Raw genomic sequence first — 24,871 nt, forward strand, 5'->3', positions numbered from 1 at the left:
CCCCCCTCTGCGAAATAAAATCCACGGATAAGTCATTGAACAACAAACATCGGATGTATAAGGTGTCAAAGAACCCTGTTTTCGTACAATTGAGGACGGGTGGCCCCTCATAGCTCGGATGATTTAGCAGCTAAGGATTGATAATGGATTTCAGATTTGCAAGGGTGGGCGACGTTTCCCGCGAACGACCCGTCGTAGGCATCATCGGACAGGACTCCGTAGAACGTTGGTTTGACCTTCAACCTCTAACGCAGGATATCGATGGCACATTTCTGGCCGGGGAAGGGGTGGCTCGCACGCGTGAGGCACTACGTTCCGGCGCCCTGCCCGAGGTTTCTATCCACGGGCTTCGAGTCGGGGCCCCCGTTGCCCGGCCCGGTTCCGTGATCTGCATTGGCATGAATTACATTGCCCATGCGGCGGAGTCAGGCTCAGCGCCACCCACCATCCCAGTGGTCTTCCTCAAACCGTCGAACACTGTCACGGGACCGTTCGACGCTGCCCCAATCCCGCCGGATTCCACACATTACGATTGGGAGGTGGAACTTGGCATTGTTATTGGCCGAACCGTCTCCTATCTTTCCGGGACCACGGCAGCGGCAGACTGCATCGCCGGCTACGTGGCCGCAAACGATTTGTCAGAACGCGAGTACCAGCTACCAGGTGCTGCAGGACAATGGACCAAGGGCAAATCCTTGCCGGCATCCACCCCATTGGGGCCGTGGCTGGTTCCCGCGGAGCAGATCGACGCCACTGACTTGCGTCTGCGGACCTGGGTCAACGGTGATGTACGGCAGGACTCGACGACGCGCGACATGATCTTCGATGCTCCGACGGTTGTTCATCACGTCAGCCAATACATGCTGCTGGAACCTGGAGACGTCATCCTGACAGGCACGCCGGAAGGTGTGGCCTTGTCCGGACGGTTCCCCTACCTGCAGCCTGGAGACGTGGCCGAAATCGAAGTTGGTGCCCTGGGCCGACAACGGCAGCAGTATTTCAGAGCAGCGCGGCCGGTCACCAAAGGATCGGAATTGTCAGAGACCGAAGGGGTTGCGCCATGACCAGAGAATTCGAAGGCCTTGTGGCGCTTGTGACCGGCGGCGCTTCCGGGATTGGTGCGGCCATCGCAGACAAACTTTCCGCAGAGGGCGCCCACGTTGCTGTCCTGGATCTCAACCCGGGCAGTTCCGAGCACCTTGGTATTGTCTGCGATGTCTCCGACGACGCCTCAGTGCAAGCGGCCATTGATGGCGTCGTCCGGAAGTTCGGCCGGCTGGACATTGTCGTCAACAACGCCGGCATCGGTGCGCAGGGCGATGTCAGCACGAATTCAGATGATGAATGGCGTCGGGTCATGGACATCAACGTACTGGGGGTCGTGCGGGTAAGCCGGGCCTCACTTCCGCACCTGCGACGCTCGACGGCTCCGGCAATCGTCAATATTTGCTCAATCGCCGCCACAGCCGGCCTGCCTCAGCGGGCGCTTTACTCCGCGACGAAAGGCGCCGTCCAGTCCCTCACGCTCGCAATGGCCGCGGACCACATAGCAGAGGGCATTCGAGTGAACTGTGTCAACCCCGGTACCGTAGACACACCTTGGGTGGCCCGCCTGCTTCAGTCGTCCGCTGATCCCGCTGCTGAACGCGCCGCACTGAACGCCCGCCAGCCTCACGGCCGCTTGGTGCAGGCCGCGGAAGTTGCAGCAGCCGTAACCTACCTTGCCGGTCCATGTGCAGGGTCCACATCCGGAGTCGCGCTGGCCGTTGACGGAGGAATACAAGGACTCAGGGTTCGACCAAGATCCTCCTAGCCGCTAAAGAAGTCTTCCGGACGCAGCGGTCAGCACACGCTTGGCGTCTCCGCCCATACATCGGATGTTTATGGCTTACCATGGACGAGTGGCGGTAACAGATGAGGCGATTGGCAAAATCAAGGAGATGCTACTCAGCGGGGAACTCCGCCCAGGAGACCGACTTGCGCCTGAGCACGAACTCAGCGAGCGTCTGGGCCTGTCGAGAAGCTCTTTGAGGGAAGCAGTCAAAGCCCTTGAACTGATTCGAGTCCTGGACGTGCGAAGGGGGGATGGAACCTACGTCACGAGTCTTGACGCGAAACTTCTGAACGAGGCGTTGGGCTTCGTTATCGAGCTGCACCAAGACAGGTCAATTCTGGAACTTTTCGAGGTACGCAGGATTCTGGAACCAGCTGCGGCCTTTGCCGCCACGGCAAAAATGTCATTGGTGGGAATCGCCGCGTTGCGTGCTGCCATGGAGGGGATAGGCGAAAACACGCCGATAGAGGATCTCGTCAACCACGACCTGGAGTTTCACGGTCTGATCACCCAAGCTTCCGGTAACGCATATCTCATCAGTCTTCTCGAAGCGCTCAGCAGCCGGACAGTCCGCGCCAGGATATGGCGCGGACTGACCCAGGAAAAGGCCGTCTCCCACACCCTGGCTGAACACAAGGCCATCGTTGACGCCATGGAGCGCGGTGACGCTGAACTGGTGCGCGCTTTGGTCACTGTCCATATCAGCGGTGTCGAAAATTGGGTTCGTCAGGCTGCCTAGAAAAGCCAGGATCACCCCAGCGCATCATTTGGCCTCGCGGACTAGCGGGCCCCCGGCCACAAGCAAGGGGTGCACTCTCTGGAATTGTTTGTCTGAAAAACGCCTTGAATGTCGTTTGCGTTGATGCGGTTTATGTATTGCTGATCCGGACATAGGTTCCGGGCTGGTTTTCAATGATGCGCCGGCCCGATGCGCCATCGGCCCTTAGCCAGAGCACGGATCCGTCATCCATGACGTCATCCACCTGCCCTCGATCTGCTATCCGTTCGCCTATATGTACCTCAACGTTTTGGCCCTTGAGAGGGGACCAGTCATCAACTGTTTCCCATGGGGAAGATGAGTGCGGAATATTGTCGGTCGGGTTGCATGGAGGCATGTTTTCCTAAGGATTTTTTCCGTTCAATCTGAGCTCGCTGAGCTATTCATAGGTTCAGGCTTGCTCAAGCCCCCAGCTTTAGTTCGCGGAAACGGATTTGAAGAAGGCGTGAGAAGCGTCCCATTTCGGGCGCGTTTATGGTCGGGAAAACGTCATAAGGTGGAGAAGGAGCGCTCGTTCAGGCCGACCGGGATTACCTGCAACTGTGCCGCGCAGCAGCGTTCGAGCAGTAGCCTCCGCTGGATCGGTTCCGCTGAGAATTTCATCGATAATCTCCTGCGCCTGAACACGGACATAGGGGTGAACGTGTCCGGGAAGATCTGCGGTAACGTCAGTATCGTTCGTCGTCTTGGCTAGTTCCAGCGTGTTCATAGTAGTTCTCTCTCCCTTTATCTCATCGTGTTTTGCCCGTTCATCGCACAGTGGTTGGACGCGCACCTGCCGAAAGTTTCTGTACCTCGTGGGCTAGGGCGTAGGAAGCACCGCCGGGTCCTGTCATAGCAAGCGTGCCCTGAGCCGTCCCGAGTTCCAGGCTGCCGCTAGTCCTGCTGGAGCGAGCAAACCGTACGCGCAGCCAGCGACGAAGGGGTCGCCCCCGCCTACTCGGTCTAGTATGTCGATCTGACGGGTTCACGGCCCTGGCGTCCCACGGAAAGCTTTTTTCTTGATCCGCGCCCTGGAGGGCGCTGATGCGCTGCACTGCTTCACGGTCGTGCATTCTGCGTTGCCCTATCGTCCCGTCGTCGCACATAAAATCACAAGGCATTCGGGAAAAGAAGAAAAGTTTTCGCAACGATAGTCACTCGATGTCAGGCGATTAGCCTCACCGCATATCCAGCATCACGGTCGTTGCTAGCGAAAAGTTTTCCAACCTGTTGTACGCCTTTTTCCGCTCAGTTAGCGTGGTTGGGAGGCCCACCTCACTGCTTCAGCCCGAATCCACAAGAAAGAGCGACGATGCCCTGTTCACCGCTGCAGTCCCAGTCTTCGACCAAAGGTGTGCGTGCTCAAGGTTTGGAAACTTGGATCAGTAGCGGGAGCTGAAGACATGCAACGTTTTGAAAGGGAACCCGTTTTGGCCGGCAGCGGACGCCGGGCGACGCTTACCGCCGTGGCGAAAGACGCGGGCGTGTCCATTGCGACAGTGTCAAAGGTCGTCAATGGGCGTACCGGGGTCTCCGAGGAGACCCGCCGCACAGTATCCGACTCCATATCGCGCCTCGGTTACGTCAGCCTAGGGGAACGTCAAAGTGCTGTGAAGGTCTTGGCAGAGGCCACAATCGAAGTCATCGTACAGCCCGACGATGTCTCGAATCCTTACCTCAGCACTCTTATTGGCGGAGCATTGCGCGCCGCTTCGCGACTCAATGCAGCCATTTTCCTCCGCGACGTCGCCTCCATTCAGGAACAGACGCCTCTTGAATGGGCTCAGGCAGTTGCTCGGGCGGGACGTCTCGGCGTCATCGAGGTCACCAGCGGGTATTCGCCGCGCCGGGAGCGGGCACTCAAAAGCGTCGGCCTTCCCATGGTTCTTATTGACCCCATAGATGTGCCGCGGACTTCCGTTCCAAGCGTCGGCGCCACGAACTGGGCCGGCGCTTATGCAGCGACCAAGCATCTCATAGGGCTAGGCCATAAACGGATTCGATACGTGGGTGGGCCTCCCGGCGCCGCCTGCGACATCGTCCGCGCCCATGGATGGGCCGCAGCGATGAGTGAGGCAGGCCTCTCCGCCGACCTCGCCACCATTCCCCATCACAGCTACTCGTTCGAACACGGCCTGCATGCCGGCACTCAGCTCCTGAAGGCTCCTGACCGCCCCACCGCCGTCTTTGCCGGCAGCGACATTTCAGCAATGGGAATCCTTGAAGCTGCACGGCGTCTGGGTATCCAGGTTCCTGAACAACTTAGCGTGGTGGGCTTTGACGACACGATGCTCGCACAGACGTCAACGCCGCCGCTCACCACAGTGCGCCAGCCCATCGCCGAAATCGGAGCCACCGCCGTCTCCGCGATCCTAAGACTTTCACGTGGCGAGATCATCCCCGCAAAGCGGATGGAGTTGGCCACAGACCTGGCCATCCGGGCTTCTTGTGCCCCGCCGCCCAGCCTAGAGAGGAAATAAGTATCAATGACCAGCATCACAGAGAGGGCCCCGGAAACAACTCCGTGGCAATCGAAAGACCGGCCACCTGCCCAGCGTGCCCAAGCACTTTTGGCTGAAATGACGACGGCTGAGAAAGTCGCGCAGCTTGGAAGTTCATGGCCCGGCGGTGATGACGCCGGCGGAGACGTCGCCCCGATGCAGGAGACCGTTTTGAGGGCCAGGGCCTTCGAGGACGAGATTAAAGATGGCCTCGGCCACATCACACGTGCATTCGGAACAGCGCCCATTAGTCCGCGCGACGGCGCCACGCATCTGGCTGAGCTCCAGCAGCAAGTACAAGCAGCCAATCGCTTCAACATTCCTGCGATTGCACATGAGGAATGCCTCACCGGATTCACGACGTGGACCGCGACCGTATATCCCACGTCCCTTGCCTGGGCGGCTACCTTCGATCCTGGCATCGTCCAACGCATGGCCGCGGCAATCGGTCACGACATGGCTGCCGTCGGCGTCCACCAAGGCCTCTCACCGGTGTTGGATGTTGTCCGGGACTACCGTTGGGGCAGGGTTGAAGAGACTCTCGGCGAAGACCCCTACCTTGTAGGGCAAATCGGCACGGCCTACGTCGAGGGACTGCAATCGGCCGGTATCATTGCCACGCTCAAACACTTCGCAGGCTATGCAGCCTCCAGAGGCGCTCGAAACCACGCACCCGTGGCGATGGGACGGCGCGAACTTCACGACGTCATCCTGCCGCCTTTTGAAAAAGCCGTGGCGGCGGGTGTGAGGTCAGTGATGAACTCATACACCGACACAGACGGAGTCCCTGCCGCATCCGATGCCTACCTGTTCCAAGAGGTCTTGCGGGAGGCCTGGGGATTCGAAGGGACGGTTGTCTCGGACTACTGGTCCATCCCCTTCTTGGAGACGATGCACCGCACTGCGGCAACAACGGCAGAGGCAGGACGCCTTGCGCTTACCGCCGGGATTGACGTCGAACTTCCGCAGACGCTCGCCTACCTGCCGGAGTTTCTCGGGCAGGAACCCGACGTGCTGGCCGCCATCGACCGGGCCGCGCTTCGTGTTCTGACCCAGAAGGCCGAACTTGGGCTCTTGGACGCTGACTGGGACGCAACACAGCACAGCAGGGAAACCATCGACCTTGACTCACCAGGCAACCGCTCCGTGGCACGGCAACTAGCTCAGGAAAGCATCGTCCTGCTCGAGAACCCGCGGGGAATTCTTCCCATTGCCTCCCCACCCCAAACCATCGCGGTCGTGGGCCCCGGCATCGACGACAGTGGTTGCTTCTTCGGCTGCTACTCATTCCCCAACCATGTCGTTACAAACCACCCGGGTACCCCTGATGGAATCAGTGCCCCGACCCTCGTAGAAGCTGTCCAGGGCGCTTTTCCTGCCTCTGCAATTAGCACGGCGCGCGGCGTCGACATTGCGGGGGCGGAGACGGCGGGAATTGCCGCAGCTGTCGACCTCGCCCGGAAGTCGGATCTAACCGTCGTCATGGTCGGAGACCGTTCGGGCATGTTCGGCCACGGGACTTCCGGTGAGGGCTGCGACGCCTTGGATCTGCACCTTCCGGGTGTTCAGGAAGAATTCCTCGATGCAGTACTGGAAGCCTCGGATAACGTGGTCCTAATCTGCGTTTCGGGACGGCCCTACGCCATTGGGGACTTCGCCCGGAGGGCTGCAGCGGCCGTACAGGTTTTCTTTCCCGGAGAGGAGGGCGCTGCTGCCATCGTCTCCGTACTTACCGGCGAAGCCGAACCTTCCGGACGGCTCCCGGTCCAGATTCCTGGTACCGCCTCAACCCACCCAAGCACCTACTTGGCGCCTCCCTTGGCGTTGAAGAGTGACGGTGTGAGCAATATTGATCCGACGCCGGCGTATCACTTCGGCTTCGGACGTTCTTATTCGACGGTAGTCATCGAAGACGTCAGTGTGAACGCGGAAGGGATCGACCTGGACGGCAGCGTCGAGATTACAGCCACCCTCTCGAACACCGGTGCCCGGGATGCATTCCATGTTCCGCAGCTGTACTTGACGCACAAGGCGGCCACGGTGACCCGGCCGCTCAGGCGCCTCGTCGGATTCACCCGCGTCCTGATCCCCGCAGGGACAAGCAGAACAGTCAGGTTCGACGTCCACGCAGACCTGACCAGTTTCGTGGGGTTGGACTACCGCCGGCGGGTCGAGCCGGGTGCGATCACTTTCACCGTGGCGGACCACGCAGGCGACGTAGGACAGCCAGTCCAGGTAAGCCTCCGTGGAGACGCCCCACGTTTTGTCGATCACACGCGGGTTTTTGACGCGGCGGCCACCGTCTACTGATTCACTTGGCCAAAAGTGGCGACACGACGTTTATCCGTCGGTCTTCTGCTTGGCAGAGCTAGGCCGGGCAAGCTCGTCGGCCCCGGCAGAAGGCCTCATTACTCCCGCGATGAGGGCAGTCCGGCCGGGGAACGGCGCGGTCGCGGCCGTTCCCCGGGAGCATGCGCTGTCCTCGTCATATACGTGGTTGTGACCACCGCTGCCGGAGCAGTAACCGTCATCAATTTCCGACTGCTTGAGAGCGGCGCCGCGGCGCCCGTGCTGCACCGCGGGTGTCCTGCTTGTACGGCTGCTGAAGGGATTTCGGGCCACTGGCGGCAAAGTCCAAAGCCGGTATTACGCTAGGTGCGCTCCGCAGGAGGGGCTGTTGATGCCCTGACGACCAGCTCCGTGGCAAGTTCGACCCGGGCTGATGGCAGTTCTTCCTTCCGCGAGAGCCTCACGATCGTCGAAACGGCGGCCGCCCCGATCTCGGCAATGGGCTGATGGACTGTTGTCAGAGGCGGCGTGGCCGCTCCTGCCAGGTAGGTGTCGTCAAAACCGACCACGCTCAGTTCGCTGGGGACGAGGATCCGCTGCCGGCGGGCGGCCTCAAGGACACCCATGGCGGATATGTCGCTGCCAGCGAAAATTGCCGTTGGACGGGGTACTGCTGACAGAAGGGTACTGGCCGCCTGCAGTCCGTGCTCGTAGGTGTACCCGCGCCGCGGGATCCCATCCAGGTCCACTGTCAGGCCGGCCTCTGCCATGGCGGCCGCCCAGCCGTGGGCGCGGACGACATCGCATGCTGCCCCCACGGGTCCACCGATGTAGGCGATGCGTGTATGGCCCAGTTCCAACAGATGCTTTGTCGCTGCGTAGGCCCCCGCCCAATTGGATGCGCCGACGCTGGGGACAGAGGTTCGGGGGACATCTATCGGGTCGACCAGAACCATCGGAATCCCCGCAGCCTGGAGTGCCCGTTCCCGTTTCATCGAATACTGACTGGTGACCTCAATGACACCCAGCCGGCCAGAAAGTGAGAGTGATTCCGCCCAGGACTTCTCCGTGGCAGCACCTAAGGACGCTGGATCTCGCAGCAGAAGGGCTGCGTTCAAGCGGGTCGCGGCCCTCAGCGCTCCTCCTAGGAAGGCGCTCAGATAAGGGTTCGCCATGTCCTCAGGGTCTGCGACGACCTCGATTGTCGCCTCCGCCGAAGAAGGGCCGATCTGGTTCCGCTCTCCGAAGCTCACATAGCCAAGGCTCGCGATGGCTTCCCGGACGCGTTCCCTCACAGGGGCGGAAACGCCCGCACGTTCATTTATCACCTTCGACACGGTTCCCACGGAGACCCCCACGTGTTCGGCCACATCGGCGAGCGTTGTATTACTTCCCGCCGGCATAGCGTTCAGATTTTTTCTACCCATAGGTCCCCTCCTCGCCCTGATCTGTACTCAATACACCCCACATCTAGTGGCGAGATTAGCAGAAACAGGCACCCAGGACTAGGAAAGGTTTCGTACCCCTAAACCCAGCTTATTCGCCGGTTCCAGCCATCGCGACGGGATTCAGAGGAGATCCGGATAGGCATAGATAACGAAAACTTTTCTAAAGTCTTGCTCTTCTTGAGCGCTGAATCGAATAATTGCGGTATCCGTTTGGAGGGCTCCGTCGAACGGAGCAGCCTTGTTAGGCGACCAAAGACGACGCACCGGTAAGGAGGGCTTGTACAGTGCAACTCTCCACACTCCACGCAAAGCGCTGGACGTGGCTTGTTCATGCAGGCCGAAATTACCTCCCCTCCGCTGCATCTCAGACACGTAATTAGCAAACTCCCCTCTTCTGCGCCCGGCTCACCGGGCGGAAAGGTTCGACGATGAACGCACTACGCAAGGGCAGGATGGTGGCCGTCAGCGCCGCATTCCTGACGGCCATGACCCTCCTCGCCGGGTGCTCCGGCGGAGGCGGGGCCACGGCAGGCGCACCCAATAATGACCGTCCGGCCGACGAAATCCATGTGAAAGTCTTCGGGGATGCCGCAGCCAAGGTCGAGAAGGCAGCGGCCGACCGCTTCAACCAGACCTCGTCTGTGAAGGTTGTCGTCGACAATGGTCCTGCCGCTGGAAACGACTACATCAACCAGGTCCGGTCCCAGATTGGTACCAAAGATTCGCCGGACATCTTTATGAGCTGGGGTGCGGCAAACATCCAGCCCTACATCAAAGCCGGCGCTCTGATGGACCTCAATGACGCCATCGCGAAAGACCCCAAGCTGAAGAGCTCCTTCCTCCCATCGGTGTTCAAAGAGGAAGTCGTTGATGGGAAAACTTACGGCATCCCCATGCGCGGCGTTGGTCCTGTCGTCCTTTACTACAACAAGGCAGTCCTGCAGAAGGCCGGCCTGCAGCCCCCTAAGAGCTTCGATGACCTCATGTCGCAGGTTTCCACTCTCAAGGCCGCTGGCGTGACGCCGATTGCTCTCGGAGGCGCCGACAAGTGGCCGGACCTGATGTGGTTCGAATACCTGTACTCGCGCCTGGCAGGCAATGACCAGGTGGCCAAGGGACTTGCCGACGACAAGACTGTGTGGGAAAGCCAGCAGTCCAAGGACGCCCTCTCCAGCCTCACCAAGCTAATCGATGCAGGGGCCTTCGGAACCACCTACGAGTCGGTGAAATATGGCAGTGACGGTTCCCCGAAGCTACTCTCGACGGGCAAGGCTGCCTTCGAATTGATGGGCAACTGGAACTACTCCACGATCGCCGGAGACGACCCGGCCTTCGCTGAAAAGGATCTCGGCTGGATTCCGTTCCCCTCGATGAACGGTAACGGCCAGGCCGGAGAGCTGGCTGGAAACCTGAGCAACTACTACAATGTGGCAGCCGACACCCGCTACCCGGACACTGTGGCCAAATTCCTTGCAACGCTTTACAGCGACGAATTTGTCAAGGATCAGCTGTCCATCGGAAACCTTCCCCCCACCACGAATGCGGGCGACCTTCTGAACCAGGTGCCGACACTGACTGCCAGCGGCAAAGACTTCCTGACCTTCCAGCTCGGCATCATGCATGATGCCCCCTCGTTCCAGCTTTCATGGGACCAGGCCATCGCCGCCGAGTCGAAGGAAACACTGAACAATGGAATTGCCGCGTACTTCGGCAAGACGATGAATCAGGACCAGTTCATCAGCATGATGCAGTCGCTCAAGCACGACTGATCCACGCCAGAAAAAACTAGCACTGCACGCTCCGGAGGGATTTTGACGATGACAGAGACGACAACCATCGAAAGGGCCACGGCGTCACCGCCGTCAGGTTCCCTCCGGAGCGGCAGAAAACGCACCAGCCTCGGTCAAGCAGGGCGGCCAGGCCTGGTCTGGGCCGCCCCGGCGGTGCTTTTCTTCACCGTGTTTGCGCTGGTTCCGCTCGCGTTCGCAGTCTATTTGTCGTTCACGTACTACAACGGAATCAGGCTTAGCTCACCAAAGTGGGTGGGCCTGGATAACTGGGTACGTCTTTTTCAGGACCCTCAGGCCGCCAGCAGCCTGGGGATTACCCTGGCCCTGGTAGGGATTGCGGTCGCCACACAGACTCCCTTGTCACTCCTCATCGGCGTGTGGGCAGCAGGCCCCCAACGCGGACGCGCAGTCGTCCTGTCGATCTTCTTCATTCCGCTGTTGATGTCAACAGCCGCGGTGTCCGTTCTCTGGTCGTCTCTGATCGACCCGAACTTCGGACTGCCGGCCGCAATGCCTTGGCTTTTCGGGGACGGAAACCTCCTCGGTCACCAGTGGAGCGCAATAGCCGTAATCGCGGTCATCTACCTCTGGGGGGCAACCCCGTTGCACACGCTCATCTATCAGGGGGCCGCAAGGGCGATCCCCCCGGCCCTGTACCAGGCCGCCCAAATTGATGGTGCCGGGAGAGTCCGTCAATTCTTCGCCATCACACTCCCACTGCTCAAGAACACGATCGTCACCGATGTCATCCTGATCGTGGTCGGCACCTTCACTACCTTCGACCTCATCCTCATCCTCACCGGAGGCGGACCCAGCCAGGGAACTGCAATTCTGCCCTACTACATGTACGAACAGGGATTCAGCTCCTTCGACCTCGGATATGGAAGCGTCATTGCCATGACCCTCGTTGTCCTATGCGCCACCATTTCGATAGTCATGACGAAAGTTACAGGCTTCGACAAAATGAGCGGGACCCAGGAAGGAATCTGATGAAGCCCCAACCCAACGTTTTAGGCGGATTCTTCGCCGCTATCTGGCTCCTGATCATCTCACTGCCGGTCTATCTAATGCTTCGCGCCGCGTTCGAAACCAAGGCCTCATACTCCCAGGCGGGTCCGATCGGGCTTCCCACAACCTTCACGCTGGACAACTTCGCTTACGCCTTCGAAATCGGGTTTGGAAAGTACCTCGTAAATTCGGGCCTCATCACGGTGGGGACAGTCACAATCATATTTCTCTTTGTCCCTCCGCTTGCCTTCACTATCGTGCGCTGCACAAACCCCCTTGTCCGTCAAGTATTCCGGCTCATGCTGATCGGGCTGGCGATCCCCGCCCAGGTCGTAGTCCTCCCGGTCTACTACCTGATCGCGCAGGTGGGCCTCTACAACTCGCTCCTCGGGGTGATCCTTCCGACCGCGGCCTTCGCAATCCCCGTCAGCACCCTCATCCTCACGGGCAGCATGAGGGAAATCAGCAACGAACTCTACGAAGCGATGGCTCTAGATGGCGCGTCATCATGGAGGACATTTTGGCAGCTGGTGGTTCCGCTCTCCCGCGGCGGGATCGCAACCATCATCGTCTTCACTGCACTCAATGCCTGGAACGGTTTCCTCCTGCCTCTCGTCCTCACGCGTTCGCAGGACGTCATGGCAGCGACCATCGGCCTGAACCTGTTCAAACAGAACTTCAGCCTGAACGTACCCGGACTCATGGCCGCCATCGTCCTGACAATTATTCCGATCTTCCTCGTATACATCTTTGCCCGCCGCACTCTGATCGCGGGTTTGACCGGCGTCGGCGGGAAGTGAACCAGCAAAATGCGGCCGCTAACGCGGCCCCGAAAGGCAAGCAATGAATCGAGCCACAGCCCTCGCGCCGCGGAAATTGACCATCCGGGTGGTAGATCGCGCAGACCTGGACCAAAGACTGGACGATTGTGTGCTGCAGGTCCGGGCGGCAGCCTTGTCAGCGGGGGACGGGGGAATCCTGATCACCAGGCACACCGCGCACGACTTCACAATCGAGCTTCACCCGGAGGTTCCGTTCGGCTGCACCTATGAAAGGCAGGAATGGAGAGGATACTGATCTCCGGCCGCGACGCGGAAGACCCCGTGCGAACCCGCGCTCTGCGAGACCATCGAGTAGCCGTCTCAGAACTGGGTTTCGGCGCAGCCCAGCTGGGAAACCTCTATCGGACAACCACTGATCGCGAAGCCAGCGAGGCCTTCAGCGCTGCGTGGGAGACGGGTGTCCGCTATTTTGACACCGCGCCGCACTACGGGCTTGGACTGTCCGAGCAGCGTTTGGGGCGCCTTCTCATAGAACACCCCAGGGATGACTACGTCATCTCCACCAAGGTTGGTCGGCTCCTCGTACCCACACCAAACCCTGAAGGTAAGCGCGACGAAGAAGGCTTCGACGTGCCCGCCGATTACCGTCGCGTCTTCGATCTGAGTGCCCAGGGTATTCGAAGGTCCGTCGAGGAAAGCCTGGAACGACTCGGGACCGATAGAATCGATATCCTCTATCTGCACGATCCCGATGGCTTCGAAACCGAAGCTATAGAGACGGCTTTCCCGGAGCTTATCCGCCTTCGGGAGCAGGGTATGGTCCGAGCCGTTGGTGCTGGAATGAATGACTCAGCGCCGCTCACACGATTCATCCAGGAAACCGACATTGATGTCGTCATGGTTGCCGGCCGGCTTACCCTCCTGGACCAGAGCGCGCTTAAGGATCTCATGCCTGCAGCCGCTGCCCGGAACGTCTCCGTCGTAGCAGCAGGCGTTTACAACTCCGGTATCCTCGGCTCAGATAGCGTCGTCCCAGGTGCGAACTTCAACTATTCACCGGCGGGCCAGGACCTTGTCATGCGGGCCTCGGCTATAGCTGCCGCCTGCGAAAGACATGGCACGTCCCTGCCGGCCGCCGCCATCGCCTATCCACTTCGGTTCCCCCAGGTTAAGTCAGTGGTGCTTGGAGCACGCACCGGGAGCCAGGCCGCCGGCAACACTGAGCGCTACCGGAAGATTGTGCCGGAGAGCCTCTGGGACGAACTCGAAGAACTCGGCCTCATTCCACCATCCCCACAAAGTCTCTTGGAGATCAGCGCATGACCATGATTACTGCTGTCGAAGTCCACGACATCCGGTTCCCCACGTCCCTCACCGCCGACGGCTCAGACGCCATGAACAAGGACGGAGACTACTCTGCTGCCTATGTTGTTCTGCGGACGAATACGGACCTGGCCGGTTTCGGCTTCACGTTTACGATTGGCCGTGGCAATGACATCTGCGCCCTCGCCGTCCAGGAACGTGCGAAACCGCTGATCGGCAGGAACGCCGACGAACTGCTCGATGACCTGGGAGCCGCCTACCGTGAACTGAAATCAGACAGCCAGTTGCGCTGGCTGGGGCCGGAGAAGGGAGTTGAACACCTGGCAATGGCCGCGGTCATGAACGCACTCTGGGACATGGCAGCTCGACGGGCACGAAAACCCCTGTGGCGCCTGTTGGTCGAGATGAGTCCCGAACGGCTCGCTGCCACAGCAGACCTGACCTATCTTTCAGACGTACTGACGCACGACGAGGCAGTGGCTATGCTTGCCGAACTCGAACCGACCCGGCAGCAGCGCATTGATGAGCTCACCCGCACGGGGTATCCGTGTTACACGACCAGCGCGGGCTGGCTGGGATATTCGGACGAGAAGCTCCGCCGCCTGTGCCAGGAATCGATTGACGCTGGATACCGCCACATCAAGCTCAAAGTGGGACAGAGCCTCGAAGACGACATCCGACGGTGCCGGATCGCCCGTGAGGTCATTGGCTGGGATGCGGCTCTCATGATTGACGCCAACCAAGTGTGGGACGTCCCCCAGGCCATCGACTGGGTGAGCGCGCTGTCCGAGTTTAAGCCGCTGTGGATCGAGGAGCCGACAAGCCCGGACGACGTGCTCGGACACGCCGCGGTCAGGCAGGCCGTCGCCCCGATCGGGGTGGCCACGGGGGAACACGGAATGAACCGGGTGCTCTTCAAGCAGATGTTTCAAGCCGAGGCCATCGACTTTTGCCAGCTGGATTCGGCGCGCCTGGCGAGCATCAACGAAATCCTTGCCGTCTACCTGATGGCCAAAAAGTACAACGTCCCAGTCTGCCCGCACGCGGGCGGCGTTGGCCTCTGCGAGCTCGTTCAGCATCTGTCAATCTTTGACTACGTGGCCGTTTCCGGATCCCTCGAAAACAGGGTCACGGAATTCGTAGACCACCTTCACGAGCATTTCGTTGACCCCTGTATCGTGCGGGATGGCGCCTACCAGCTGCCAAGCGCTCCAGGGTACAGTGCCGAAATGCACGCTTCGACGGTAGCGGAATATTCCTTTCCCCACGGCACCTACTGGGTGGGAGCCAACGAACCAGCAGCGTGAAGCCCAAAGATCAGAGCCAAAGCAATGACCCACCGACGCTAGGAACATCATGATCATCGACGCCCACCAGCACGTGTGGGACCCGGAGCGGGCCAGCTACCCCTGGCTCAATGATTCTCTTGCACCGATTAACCGGAAGATGAACTTCGGCGACGTCGCACCCAGCCTTCGCCGCGCCAACGTGCAAGCAACAGTGCTCGTGCAGTCTGCTGACAACGACGAGGACACCGACCTGATGTTCGAAACTGCACAGGAGCATCCCGGTGTTGCCGGTATTGTCGTCTACGTACCCCTTGCGAACCCTGACCGGGCACGGGAGCGGCTTGACCAACTCCTGCAAAGCGACCTTACTGTTGGTGTTCGCAACCTTATCCATAACATTCCGGACCCCGATTGGCTCCTCCTTCCCGAGGTCGATGACGGCCTAAGCCTGGTCGAGGATGCAGGCTTGACCTTCGACCTGGTCGGGGTTGTTCCACGCCACCTCGAAATCGTGTCGGAAGTCTCCCGACGCCACCCTCGCCTGCGTATCGTCATCGACCACCTTGCACGACCTCCCATCGGCTTTGAGAATGCGGAGCCATGGTGGGGCCTCATTGAACGCGCTGCCCAAAGCCCGAACGTTTTTGCGAAAATCTCCGGGCTCTACTCGGCATCAGGCGCTCCACGTACCTGGACCGTTGCGACGGTGCGGCCATTCGTCGATCGTGCACTCGAGGTTTTTGGGTCCGAGCGACTCATGTACGGGGGAGACTGGCCCATCTCCGTCACTGCCGGGGGCTACGACCGTGTTTGGGATGGTCTAAGCACCGTTTTCGCAGACTACTCCGCCGCGGATTGCGCTTCGATCCTCGGCGGGACCGCCGCCAGCTTCTACCGGTTGAGCTCACGGCGCCTGGCCGCTGCCAAGCACGAGCTGCACCCCATGCCATCGCTGACTGCTGCCCTGATCTGAAAGGATTACATGTCCTCCACTCACGAACTGGAGCTCGATAGGCCCGCCTCCGGTTTCATCACCGCTTTTCCCCTCGGAAACGGCTGGCTTGGGGCGACGCTTCACGGTCGCCCTCGCAGCGAACGCGTCGACGTCAACGTCGACACGTTCTGGTCCGGTGGCCCTCTGGGCGAGCCATCGCAGCAGGCAGCGGAAGGGACACTTGAAAGCCTGAGGGCAGCGATTGCGCGCGCCGATTTCGCAGCAGCAGAAGAGCTGGCCAAAGCGCTGCAGGGACCTGGCTTCAGCGACTCCTACCAGCCGCTGGGGTGGCTTGACTGGGAGCACGCGAACGCAGGCGACGGAGAATATCGAAGAGTCCTGGACTTCGAATCCGCAACCGCCACGACCAGTTACCAAACTGCCGGCGGGGCGGTCGTGGTCACCTCATTTGTCAGCTCTGTGGCTGGGGTGATTGTCTTGGAGGCTTCCGGCGAAGGAGTCAGCGAGGGCCGGCTTGCCTTTCATACTGACCACCCCGGCGTGAGCATCAAGACGCTGGATGAAGCGGAAGGTCAGTGGCTCACCGCCACCGGCCGCGCCCCGGCCCATGTCACCCCCAACTACGTCGAGGATGACAATCCTGTCCGCTACGCCATGGACGCGCCCGATGAGAACGGGCGTGTCGACAAGGGTATGGGATTCGCGCTGGTAGCTGTGGCTCAAAGGACGGGCCCGGACTCAGTGCGACTCATCAGCTCCGCTGTATCGGGCTTCAGAGGCTACGACGCCAGGCCAAGTGCAGATGCAGCTGCATTGGCCTCCGAAGCGGAAGAGCGGGTGCGGGCAGCTGCCCGCCGCAAAACATTCGACCTCCGGGCTGAACATACGACCGACTACCGGAAGTACTACACGAGGTCCTCACTGTCGGTCTCGGGTGACGATAGGCTCGCGAGCGAACGAGCAGCCAGGTCCGAACGTTTGTTCAACTTTGGCCGTTATCTGCTCATCTCGTCCTCCCGCCCAGGCACCCAGCCGGCAAACCTCCAAGGGATTTGGAACACTGACGTCCGTCCCGGGTGGAGTTGCAACTACACAACCAACATCAACCTGCAGATGAACTACTGGCCGGCCGAGGTTACCGGGCTCTCCGAAATGACGGAGCCTCTCACAGAGCTGATTATTGATCTGGCAAAAACGGGCCAGCCCATCGCGAAGCAGTACTACCAGTCTGACGGCGCTGCGATCCACCACAACACCGACCTGTGGCGGTTTGGTACACCGGTTTTGGGGGAGCCGGCCTACGCGAACTGGCCCTCCGCGCTGATGTGGCTGGCGTCCCACCTTTGGGAGCGGCACATGTTCGATCCGAGCAGTCCCGGCGCCCGCGCTAAGGCCAAGGAGGTCTACGACGCGGTCGTACGGTTTGCACTGGATATGCTGAGCGAGGATTCCGACGGAAAACTCGTGTTCAGCCCGTCGACCTCACCGGAACACTATTTTGTATTGCCGCAGGGAGGAACCGCAGCCGTTTCCGCCGGATCCGCCATCGATCAGGAACTTGTTCACGAAGCGCTGCAACGATATATCGCTCTAAGCGCCAGCGAAGAAGCGGACAAACCGAACCCTGCAAGCCTCAAGGAAAGGGCCACCACGGCACTCGTCAAATTACGGCTTCCATCGATCGGATCAGCCGGGGACCTGCTCGAGTGGACTGACCAGCGGGTCCCCGGGGAACCAGGCCACCGTCACCTCTCCCACCTCTACGGCGTCTACCCGGGTAACCGAATCACACGCAGCAAGACACCAGCCCAGTTTGAGGCGGCTCGAATTGCCCTCCGGTTAAGGCTTGAGGCAGGAAGCGGCTACACCGGATGGAGTCAGTCATGGGTGCTCTGCCTCGCCGCCCGATTCGGTGACTCCTCACTGGCAGCCAAGGCTCTTGACACCCTCGCCGACGAACTCTGTTCGGAGTCCCTGCTCGACCTGCATCCGCATCCGGAATGGCCCGGAGGCTACATCTTCCAGATCGACGGCAACTTCGGAGCAGTGGCGGGAATGGCCGAGATGCTCGTGCAGAGCCATGATGACCGGATTACGCTGCTGCCGGCGTTGCCGCCTGGGTGGACCAAGGGGACCGCAACGGGCCTGCGCACCCGAGGAGGACACATCGTTGACCTGGAATGGAACAACGGGTACCTGAGCGGGTGCACCATTCTGGCCGGGAAGAGCGGGCCCTTGGCCATCAACATGAGGGTCCAGCAAAAGGACGTTATAGAAATTCATGATGAAGGCAAAGCGCCCCTGAACAATAAGCGCATGGAAGCAACTCCCGACCAGGGACAAAGAATCGAATGGAATGCGAAAAAGGGACATAAATACGCTGTACAACTTTTCCGCTGAGCAGCAATGCACCTCATCCGGTTTCTTGGAAGCGCTTCCGGTGCTTCACGTCCGCGCCTGTGTTTGGTGGGAATGTTTCCGATGGATCGGCGGGGCCAAGTGCCATGGACTCCGTACTGATGGCAGGGGAGCCAGCGCGGAAGTCGCTGATTCCAACGATGGCTCCCTGCCAGGCGTCCCAACTCTTTAGCCCGGGGGACTACCGGGGAGCGCGCAGTAGCGACCACCTGACACCCGTTCGAACAAAACGTGGTCTATTTACGTCGGGGCGATTTGACGCGCCGTTGGATGACGCCTCTGGCCTAACAATTCAAGAGAGAAAAGTTTTCTCTATTGGCCAAAATGTGTGGTGCATCTGATCAACTTGGTTTTCCGGACACCCGGATCATCACAGAGGAGAACCGCAAAGATGCGATTATTACAAAAAGCAGTCGCTGCCGCCACGGGACTGGGGGCCGTGGCAGCCCTGAGCCTGATAGGTGGCAGCGCATCTGCCTATCAGCCCGTCGAGCATGACCTGTATGTGGCCCAAAACCCGGCGAGCTGCAATAAGAGTCCTTGCATTTTGTATCCAAAATCCACTGAACTGCCCAGCGGGCGCCTGGTCGCCGGCTTCGAAGACAGCGAAGGCTCCGTGGTGGGTCAGAAGCTGCCGATCTACAAAAGCGATGACCACGGTGATACCTGGCAAAAGCTCAGCGACGTCCTTCCCCCGGCATCTCTTTCAAGCGATCCGGCTTACGCCGCATACACCAGCAACTGGACCAATCCCTACTTCTACGTCCTTCCCCAGGACCTGGGAAGCCTGAAAGCCGGCACCCTGCTCCTGGCCTCAGTGGTGTCAGGCCCGGACCAGAGCACAAACGGGTCGAACAGAGCACCTGTCGCAATCGCACTCTACGCAAGTACGGACAGCGGACAGTCCTGGAGCGTGGTCAACATTATTGCGTCAGGCGCCAACCAGGCACAGGACCCGGTCTGGGAGCCCTACCTGATGATGTACCAGGGCCAGCTCGTGGCCTACTACTCTGACGAAAATGACTACCTGAGCTACAACACCACTACCGGGTTCCCCACACTCGACCCAAACAATGGCACCGCAACGGACTCCAGCGGGCAGATCCTCGCCCACAAGACCTGGAACGGAACCGGTTCTTGGAGCACACCTGTCGTCGACGTAGCGGGACCGACCCAGGACATGGGCGGTGGAAAGACCGAGATCGGATACGGCCGCCCCGGCATGACCAATGTGGTCCCCACCTCGGACGGCAAGTGGATGCTGACCTACGAGTACTGGGGAGGCGGGGATAACGTCCGCTACAAGATCGCGGACGATCCGCTCAAGTTCTACGCGGACAACAACGCGGCGGGCAACCCGATTTCGTCGATCCCCGTAACCCCAGGTTCCAACCTGCTCGCGCAGGGCGGAAGCCCCGTGCTCGTCCGCCTACCCGACGGGAGAATCGCATATAATGCCGCAGGCAGCAGCGACCTTTGGGTCAACGAGTCGGGCAGCAGCACGGGGAGCTGGAAGGAATACCACACGTCGATGCCCTCCGGTTACAGCCGCAACCTTCAGTACGTTACGGCAACGGGCCGCATCGAAATACTGACCGCTCCGTGGGGAACCGGCCCGGTCTCATACGGCCAAGTAGACATCGGCAATTCCAAGGGTGTCTACTACTCACTCATCAACCGGAAAACCGGTCAAGCCCTCAGTCCTCAAGCCGGTAAGACACAGGACGCACAGTTCACGGGGAACAGCCCGGATATCACCGGTCTCACCAGGAACGACGCAAATGCGTCCCAGTGGTGGCATCTGGCCCGTAAGGGCAACAGCGTTACCCTGCTGAACAAGACCGGCGGACGCGCTATGGGCATCTGGCAGGGAAACGCCGTCCAGGGGGGCCAGCTGGCCCAGTGGGTTGACGACGGTGGCAGTGATAAGCTCTGGAACCTCATTTCCACGGCCGACGGATACGTGAAAATCCAGTCCACAGCCAACACTTCTCTTTATGCCACCAGCGCCACGGCAGGAAGCCTCGACTTGGAGGCAGCGACAACGGACACGGGGCAGCAGTGGCAGCTCGTCGTGGATTTCACCACCACCTCAGACGCGGCTTTCAAGTTGGTCGATCACGGCTCAGGTAAGGTGCTCGGCATCAACGGGGGGAGCACAGCAGACGGTGCCGCAGCCGTGCAGTGGTCCGACACAGGGGCCAGCGACCAAGCCTGGAAGATAAGCCAGCTGGCAAACGGGTCATTGACATTCACTGACCAGAACAGCAGCAAGGTTCTCAACATCCAGCAGGCCAGCACCTCTCCCGGTGCAGCCGCCATGCAATCCACGGGGACTGGGGCCACCAGCCAGCAATGGTCCATGACCCCTTCAGGTCCCTACTACACGATCAAAAATTCCAACAGTCAGCTTCTCCTCGGAATCCAGGGTGGCTCCACCGCAGACGGTGCCCCCGCCATCCAGTGGACCGCTGATGGATCGGCAAACCAGCAGTGGCAGGTGGTACAAATCTCTGGTGACTGAAATAAGCGCCTGAAAGAGTCCGGCGGCCTTCCCACGATCGTGCGGGAAGGCCGCGGTTCCTTGCAGGCTTATCTGCCGTCTAATTCTGACCAGCCCGAGAAGAGTTCTCCCATTTACTTCTACTTGCCATCAAAGGATTGCACCAAACTCGCATCAGAGGCCCCGAGGCCTAACTCAGTGAGCTCCAGGCCGTTCCTCAATAAACGTGTCTACACGGCAACTCCTAAGTATCAAATAGATAGGATTAATTCTTCCGTCTGGGAAAATATTCTCATCAATATCCCTACAATCTGGGGTAAAATCCACAATTCATTAGACACATTGGAGTGGTTATGTTAGGCGCTGCCTACGTTCTTGATAAATCGGTGAACGTCGTCCCCCTCGAGGTCCAGCCTCCTGGTCCGGGGGAAGTCCGTATCCGTGTGGCCTTCGTCGGTCTCTGCGGCACCGACCTTCACATCGTCCACGGCAACATGGACGCACGCGTACAGACCCCGCTCGTCTTTGGGCATGAGATGAGTGGCGTCATCGACGCAGTGGGAGAGGGCGTCCAGGATTGGTCCGTGGGCGACGCAGTTACCGTCATGCCGCTGGAGTGGGACGGTTCGTGCCCTGCCTGCAGGGCAGGGCACGAGCACATCTGCCAGAACTTGAACTTCATCGGCATCGACTCGCCCGGGGCCTTGCAGGGTTTGTGGAACGTCCCGGCCTCGACGCTGGTGGCGCTACCTGCAGGGCTGGCCCTGGATCGAGCCGCGCTGGTGGAACCCGTCGCCGTGGCCGTCCACGACGTCAGGCGCGCCGAACTTACTCCGGGTGACAAAGCCGTCGTATTCGGCGGCGGCCCTATCGGCGTGCTCATTGCTACCGTTGCCCGGCACTTTGGCGCTGAAATTACTGTTGTCGAGCTGGACGCGGGCCGTCGCGCCCTCGTGGAGGAACTGGGTTTCCAGACGATAGATCCCAGCGCCACCGACCAGGTGGCCTGGGTCCATGACTGGACCGGCGGCGCGGGCGCCGATGTTGTCTTTGAAGTATCGGGTGCGGCCGCGGCAGTCCTCGGAGCCACCGACCTGGCTAAGGTGCGGGGAACCATCGTCGTCGTTGCCATCCACCCCAAGCCCCGCGAAATCAACCTTCAGCGGGTCTTTTGGCGCGAGCTGCGGATCCTTGGTGCCCGCGTCTACCAGCGGACCGACTTTGAAAAGGCTATTGAGCTGATTGCAGACGGGGTCATCCGCGCCGACCGGCTCATTACGCGCACTGTTTCCTTGGCTGAGATCCAGTCCGCGTTCGCTGACCTGGAACAAGGGCTTGCCATGAAGATCCTTGTCGACGTCCAGACTGCACAGGAAGGGGTGAATGCATGAACCACCTGTTTGACCTTTCAGGCAAGCTCGCAGTCGTCACGGGTGCCAAGCGGGGGATCGGCCGTGCAATGACCGAAGCGCTGGCAGCTGCCGGCGCGGACATCATTGGCGTCAGCGCCACGATCGAAGCCGAAGGCAGCGCCGTCGGTTCCGCCGTTGAAGGTCTTGGACGGCGTTTCGAGGCCAAAGCTGTTGACTTCTCAGACCGAGCCGCAGTCCTTGCCCTGGCAGAAGAACTGGCTGGCCGGAACGTTGACATCCTGGTGAACAACGCAGGCACCATTGAACGGGCTCCGGCGGCCGAGCACCCCCTTGAACTCTGGGACCGCGTACTGGACATCAACCTCTCCAGCCAGTTCGTCCTGGCCCAGGCTCTCGGTAAGTCCATGCTTGAACGGGGCAGCGGAAAGATCATCTTCACCGCCAGCCTGCTGAGCTTCCAGGGCGGCATCAACGTCCCGGGATACACCGCGGCGAAATCCGGCGTTGCCGGCCTGACGAAGGCCCTGGCCAACGAATGGGCCGCGGGCGGAGTGAACGTCAACGCCATCGCCCCGGGCTACATTGCCACGGACAACACTCAGGCACTGCGGGACGATTCTGCCCGCTCCAGCGCGATCCTCGACCGCATTCCCGCCGGCCGCTGGGGCAAGGCCTCCGACCTGGCCGGCGCAACGGTGTTCCTCGCAGCCGCAGCATCCGACTACGTCTCCGGAACAGTCCTTCCCGTCGACGGCGGATGGCTGGGACGATGACAGCCCGCGAAGGCATCCGGGAAATCGACCGGACACGACTGGTTCCGGTCGTCGTCATCGACGACGCCAGCGACGCCGCGGAAGTGGCCAAAGCCCTGCTGGCCGGCGGAATCATTTGCGCTGAATTCACCCTGCGCACTCCGACAGCGGTGGACGCGATCGCTGCAGCGGCAAAGGTTCCCGGATTTACCGTCGGAGCCGGAACCGTGCTCACCGCCGAACAGGTGGACAAATGTGTCGATGCCGGAGCGCAGTTCATCGTCAGCCCCGGCATCGACGACGAGGTGATTGCCCGCGCAGCTGAGCGGGCAGTACCGGCAATCCCCGGGGTCGCCACAGCAACGGAAATCCAGCGGGCCATGAACCTCGGCCTGAGCCGACTGAAGCTGTTCCCGGCAGGACCTCTGGGCGGACCAGATATCCTCTCGGCCTACGCAGGCCCCTTCCCCAACGTCAGCTTCCTGCCCAGCGGCGGAATCAGCGCCGGCAACGCAGGAACCTACTTGGGGGCCCCCAATGTCTTTGCCATCAGCGGTAGCTGGATGGTGCGCCCGGACCTGATCCGGGCCAGAGACTTCGGCGAGATCGAACGGCTCAGCACACAGGCCGCGAAGCTGGTGCTCCAATGAGCGGGGCAACCCGCACTGGGATGGTGCTGACGTTTGGCGAAGGCCTCGGTGTCCTGCGCACAACGAAAGTGGGTTCCCTGTCCCAACTCTCCGGGCTGGATGTCGGGACCGGAGGCGCAGAGTGCAATGTAGCCATCGGCCTTGCGCGTCTTGGCGTCGAGGTTTGCTGGCTTGGGCGTATCGGAGAGGACGGTTTCGGGCGACGGATTTTGCGTGAGCTGCGCGCCGAAGGCGTTGACGTCGTCGGCATCACCGAGCCCGAGGCCGCGACTGGGCTGCTCCTGAAAGAGTCCCCGTACCCGGACCGGACGGAAGTCACTTACTACCGGCGGGACAGTGCCGGAAGCCGCCTTCAACCAGGTGACCTTGATAAGGCCGACTTCGCGGCAGCGGCGCTGCTGCATGTCACCGGGATCACCCCTTCCCTTTCGCCGACAGCGGCTCAGGCCGTCGAACGTGCCCTCGACCTGGCCCAAGAGCATTCCGTTCCGGTCTCCTTCGACGTGAACCACCGCTCCCGCCTCTGGGACACCACGGACGCGGCACCCGTGTACCGGAAAATCGCCCGGCGGGCTGCACTCGTCTTCGCCGGTACCGACGAAGCCGAACTGTTGGTGGGTCGCACCGGACTCAGCCACCGCTCACTGGCAGAAGCAATCGCTGAGCTGGGTGCTGCTGAAGTCATCCTCAAACTTGGAAAGGACGGAGCCTACGCACTCGAAGGCAGGGAAGAGCACTACATGCCGGCCATACCGATCTCCGCTGTCGACACTGTCGGCGCAGGAGACGCATTCGTAGCAGGGTACTTGGCCGAATGGCTGAAGGCGCTGCCATTGCGGGCCCGCCTGGCGACAGCCGTCCGTACCGGCGCGGCCGCATGCCTGCACCCCGGAGATTGGGAGGGCAGCCCCACCCGGAGCGGACTGAAACAGTTCGACCAGGCTGCTGACCCCGTGCTCCGCTAGTCCAACGAACCACATCATGAGGGTGCAGCCCGGCCAGTCGACAGGGCCCTGGGCTGGGCTGAATCCATCAATAGATATGATGAATTGGATGCGATGCAGCGACTCAACGAGACGCGGAGACCGTTCATCGGCGAGGACACTGCCGACAAGGCCAGGTCGAGTTCATCGGCGGAAGGAACGTGCTTTGTCTGAGACCGCAGCCTCTGCAGAAATGTCACAGAGCGACGTTGT

18 protein-coding genes are annotated in these 24,871 nt (G+C 60.6%); 17 read left to right on the top strand and 1 reads right to left on the bottom strand.

From position 1 onward, the window contains the following. Positions 1–143: 143 nt before the first annotated feature. The 5 genes from ACTAQI_RS03990 to ACTAQI_RS04010 all read left to right on the top strand — a co-directional run bounded on the left by ACTAQI_RS03990 (position 144) and on the right by ACTAQI_RS04010 (position 7,405). Complete coding sequence (locus ACTAQI_RS03990; RefSeq protein WP_457949711.1) at positions 144–1,064, top strand: fumarylacetoacetate hydrolase family protein; 921 nt, start codon at positions 144–146, stop codon at positions 1,062–1,064. Next, the gene (locus ACTAQI_RS03995) at positions 1,061–1,813 is read left to right on the top strand and encodes an SDR family NAD(P)-dependent oxidoreductase (protein WP_457949713.1); all 753 of its coding nucleotides are present in this window, start codon (positions 1,061–1,063) and stop codon (positions 1,811–1,813) included. Before ACTAQI_RS03990 ends, ACTAQI_RS03995 begins: the two co-directional genes overlap by 4 nt. Positions 1,814–1,901: 88 nt before the next feature. Further along, positions 1,902–2,573 carry a FadR/GntR family transcriptional regulator gene (locus ACTAQI_RS04000; RefSeq protein ID WP_457949715.1) on the top strand — a complete coding sequence of 224 codons (672 nt, stop codon included), beginning with the start codon at positions 1,902–1,904 and terminating at the stop codon, positions 2,571–2,573. 1,424 nt (positions 2,574–3,997) lie between these two features. Continuing rightward, the gene (locus ACTAQI_RS04005) at positions 3,998–5,074 is read left to right on the top strand and encodes a LacI family DNA-binding transcriptional regulator (protein ID WP_457949717.1); all 1,077 of its coding nucleotides are present in this window, start codon (positions 3,998–4,000) and stop codon (positions 5,072–5,074) included. A gap of 99 nt (positions 5,075–5,173) precedes the next feature. Beyond that, positions 5,174–7,405: a beta-glucosidase gene (locus tag ACTAQI_RS04010; RefSeq protein WP_457949719.1), complete on the top strand. Its 2,232-nt coding sequence runs from the start codon at positions 5,174–5,176 to the stop codon at positions 7,403–7,405. A 341-nt stretch (positions 7,406–7,746) separates the two neighbouring features. On the opposite strand, the gene ACTAQI_RS04015 is transcribed toward ACTAQI_RS04010, so the two are convergent. After that, a complete protein-coding gene (locus ACTAQI_RS04015) occupies positions 7,747–8,811 on the bottom strand; it encodes a LacI family DNA-binding transcriptional regulator (protein WP_457949720.1) in 1,065 nt (354 codons plus the stop codon). Positions 8,812–9,317: 506 nt separating this feature from the next. Between ACTAQI_RS04015 and ACTAQI_RS04020 the strand changes: the two genes are divergently transcribed. From ACTAQI_RS04020 to ACTAQI_RS04075, 12 genes are all read left to right on the top strand, one after another. Then, positions 9,318–10,601: an ABC transporter substrate-binding protein gene (locus tag ACTAQI_RS04020; protein ID WP_457949722.1), complete on the top strand. Its 1,284-nt coding sequence runs from the start codon at positions 9,318–9,320 to the stop codon at positions 10,599–10,601. Between the two features lie 48 nt (positions 10,602–10,649). Further along, complete coding sequence (locus ACTAQI_RS04025) at positions 10,650–11,612, top strand: carbohydrate ABC transporter permease (RefSeq protein WP_457949724.1); 963 nt, start codon at positions 10,650–10,652, stop codon at positions 11,610–11,612. Next, complete coding sequence (locus tag ACTAQI_RS04030; RefSeq protein ID WP_457949726.1) at positions 11,612–12,430, top strand: carbohydrate ABC transporter permease; 819 nt, start codon at positions 11,612–11,614, stop codon at positions 12,428–12,430. Before ACTAQI_RS04025 ends, ACTAQI_RS04030 begins: the two co-directional genes overlap by 1 nt. 261 nt (positions 12,431–12,691) lie before the next feature. After that, positions 12,692–13,735: an aldo/keto reductase gene (locus ACTAQI_RS04035; protein ID WP_457949728.1), complete on the top strand. Its 1,044-nt coding sequence runs from the start codon at positions 12,692–12,694 to the stop codon at positions 13,733–13,735. Further along, positions 13,732–15,042, top strand: a complete 1,311-nt coding sequence (locus ACTAQI_RS04040; RefSeq protein WP_457949730.1) for an L-fuconate dehydratase — start codon at positions 13,732–13,734, stop codon at positions 15,040–15,042. Before ACTAQI_RS04035 ends, ACTAQI_RS04040 begins: the two co-directional genes overlap by 4 nt. 49 nt (positions 15,043–15,091) lie before the next feature. Continuing rightward, positions 15,092–15,997 carry an amidohydrolase family protein gene (locus ACTAQI_RS04045; RefSeq protein ID WP_457949732.1) on the top strand — a complete coding sequence of 302 codons (906 nt, stop codon included), beginning with the start codon at positions 15,092–15,094 and terminating at the stop codon, positions 15,995–15,997. A 9-nt stretch (positions 15,998–16,006) separates the two neighbouring features. Further along, positions 16,007–18,379, top strand: a complete 2,373-nt coding sequence (locus ACTAQI_RS04050) for a glycosyl hydrolase family 95 catalytic domain-containing protein (RefSeq protein WP_457949734.1) — start codon at positions 16,007–16,009, stop codon at positions 18,377–18,379. A gap of 565 nt (positions 18,380–18,944) precedes the next feature. Beyond that, positions 18,945–20,921: an RICIN domain-containing protein gene (locus tag ACTAQI_RS04055; protein ID WP_457949735.1), complete on the top strand. Its 1,977-nt coding sequence runs from the start codon at positions 18,945–18,947 to the stop codon at positions 20,919–20,921. A 332-nt stretch (positions 20,922–21,253) separates the two neighbouring features. Beyond that, positions 21,254–22,291: a zinc-dependent alcohol dehydrogenase gene (locus ACTAQI_RS04060; RefSeq protein WP_457949737.1), complete on the top strand. Its 1,038-nt coding sequence runs from the start codon at positions 21,254–21,256 to the stop codon at positions 22,289–22,291. Continuing rightward, positions 22,288–23,046: an SDR family oxidoreductase gene (locus ACTAQI_RS04065; RefSeq protein ID WP_457949738.1), complete on the top strand. Its 759-nt coding sequence runs from the start codon at positions 22,288–22,290 to the stop codon at positions 23,044–23,046. The genes ACTAQI_RS04060 and ACTAQI_RS04065 overlap by 4 nt, the downstream gene beginning before the upstream one ends. Beyond that, a complete protein-coding gene (locus ACTAQI_RS04070; protein WP_457949740.1) occupies positions 23,043–23,675 on the top strand; it encodes a bifunctional 4-hydroxy-2-oxoglutarate aldolase/2-dehydro-3-deoxy-phosphogluconate aldolase in 633 nt (210 codons plus the stop codon). Before ACTAQI_RS04065 ends, ACTAQI_RS04070 begins: the two co-directional genes overlap by 4 nt. Beyond that, the gene (locus ACTAQI_RS04075; protein ID WP_457949741.1) at positions 23,672–24,640 is read left to right on the top strand and encodes a sugar kinase; all 969 of its coding nucleotides are present in this window, start codon (positions 23,672–23,674) and stop codon (positions 24,638–24,640) included. The genes ACTAQI_RS04070 and ACTAQI_RS04075 overlap by 4 nt, the downstream gene beginning before the upstream one ends. The last annotated feature ends 231 nt before the right edge of the window (positions 24,641–24,871 follow it).

The sequence above is a fragment of the Pseudarthrobacter sp. alpha12b genome, assembly GCF_054130495.1.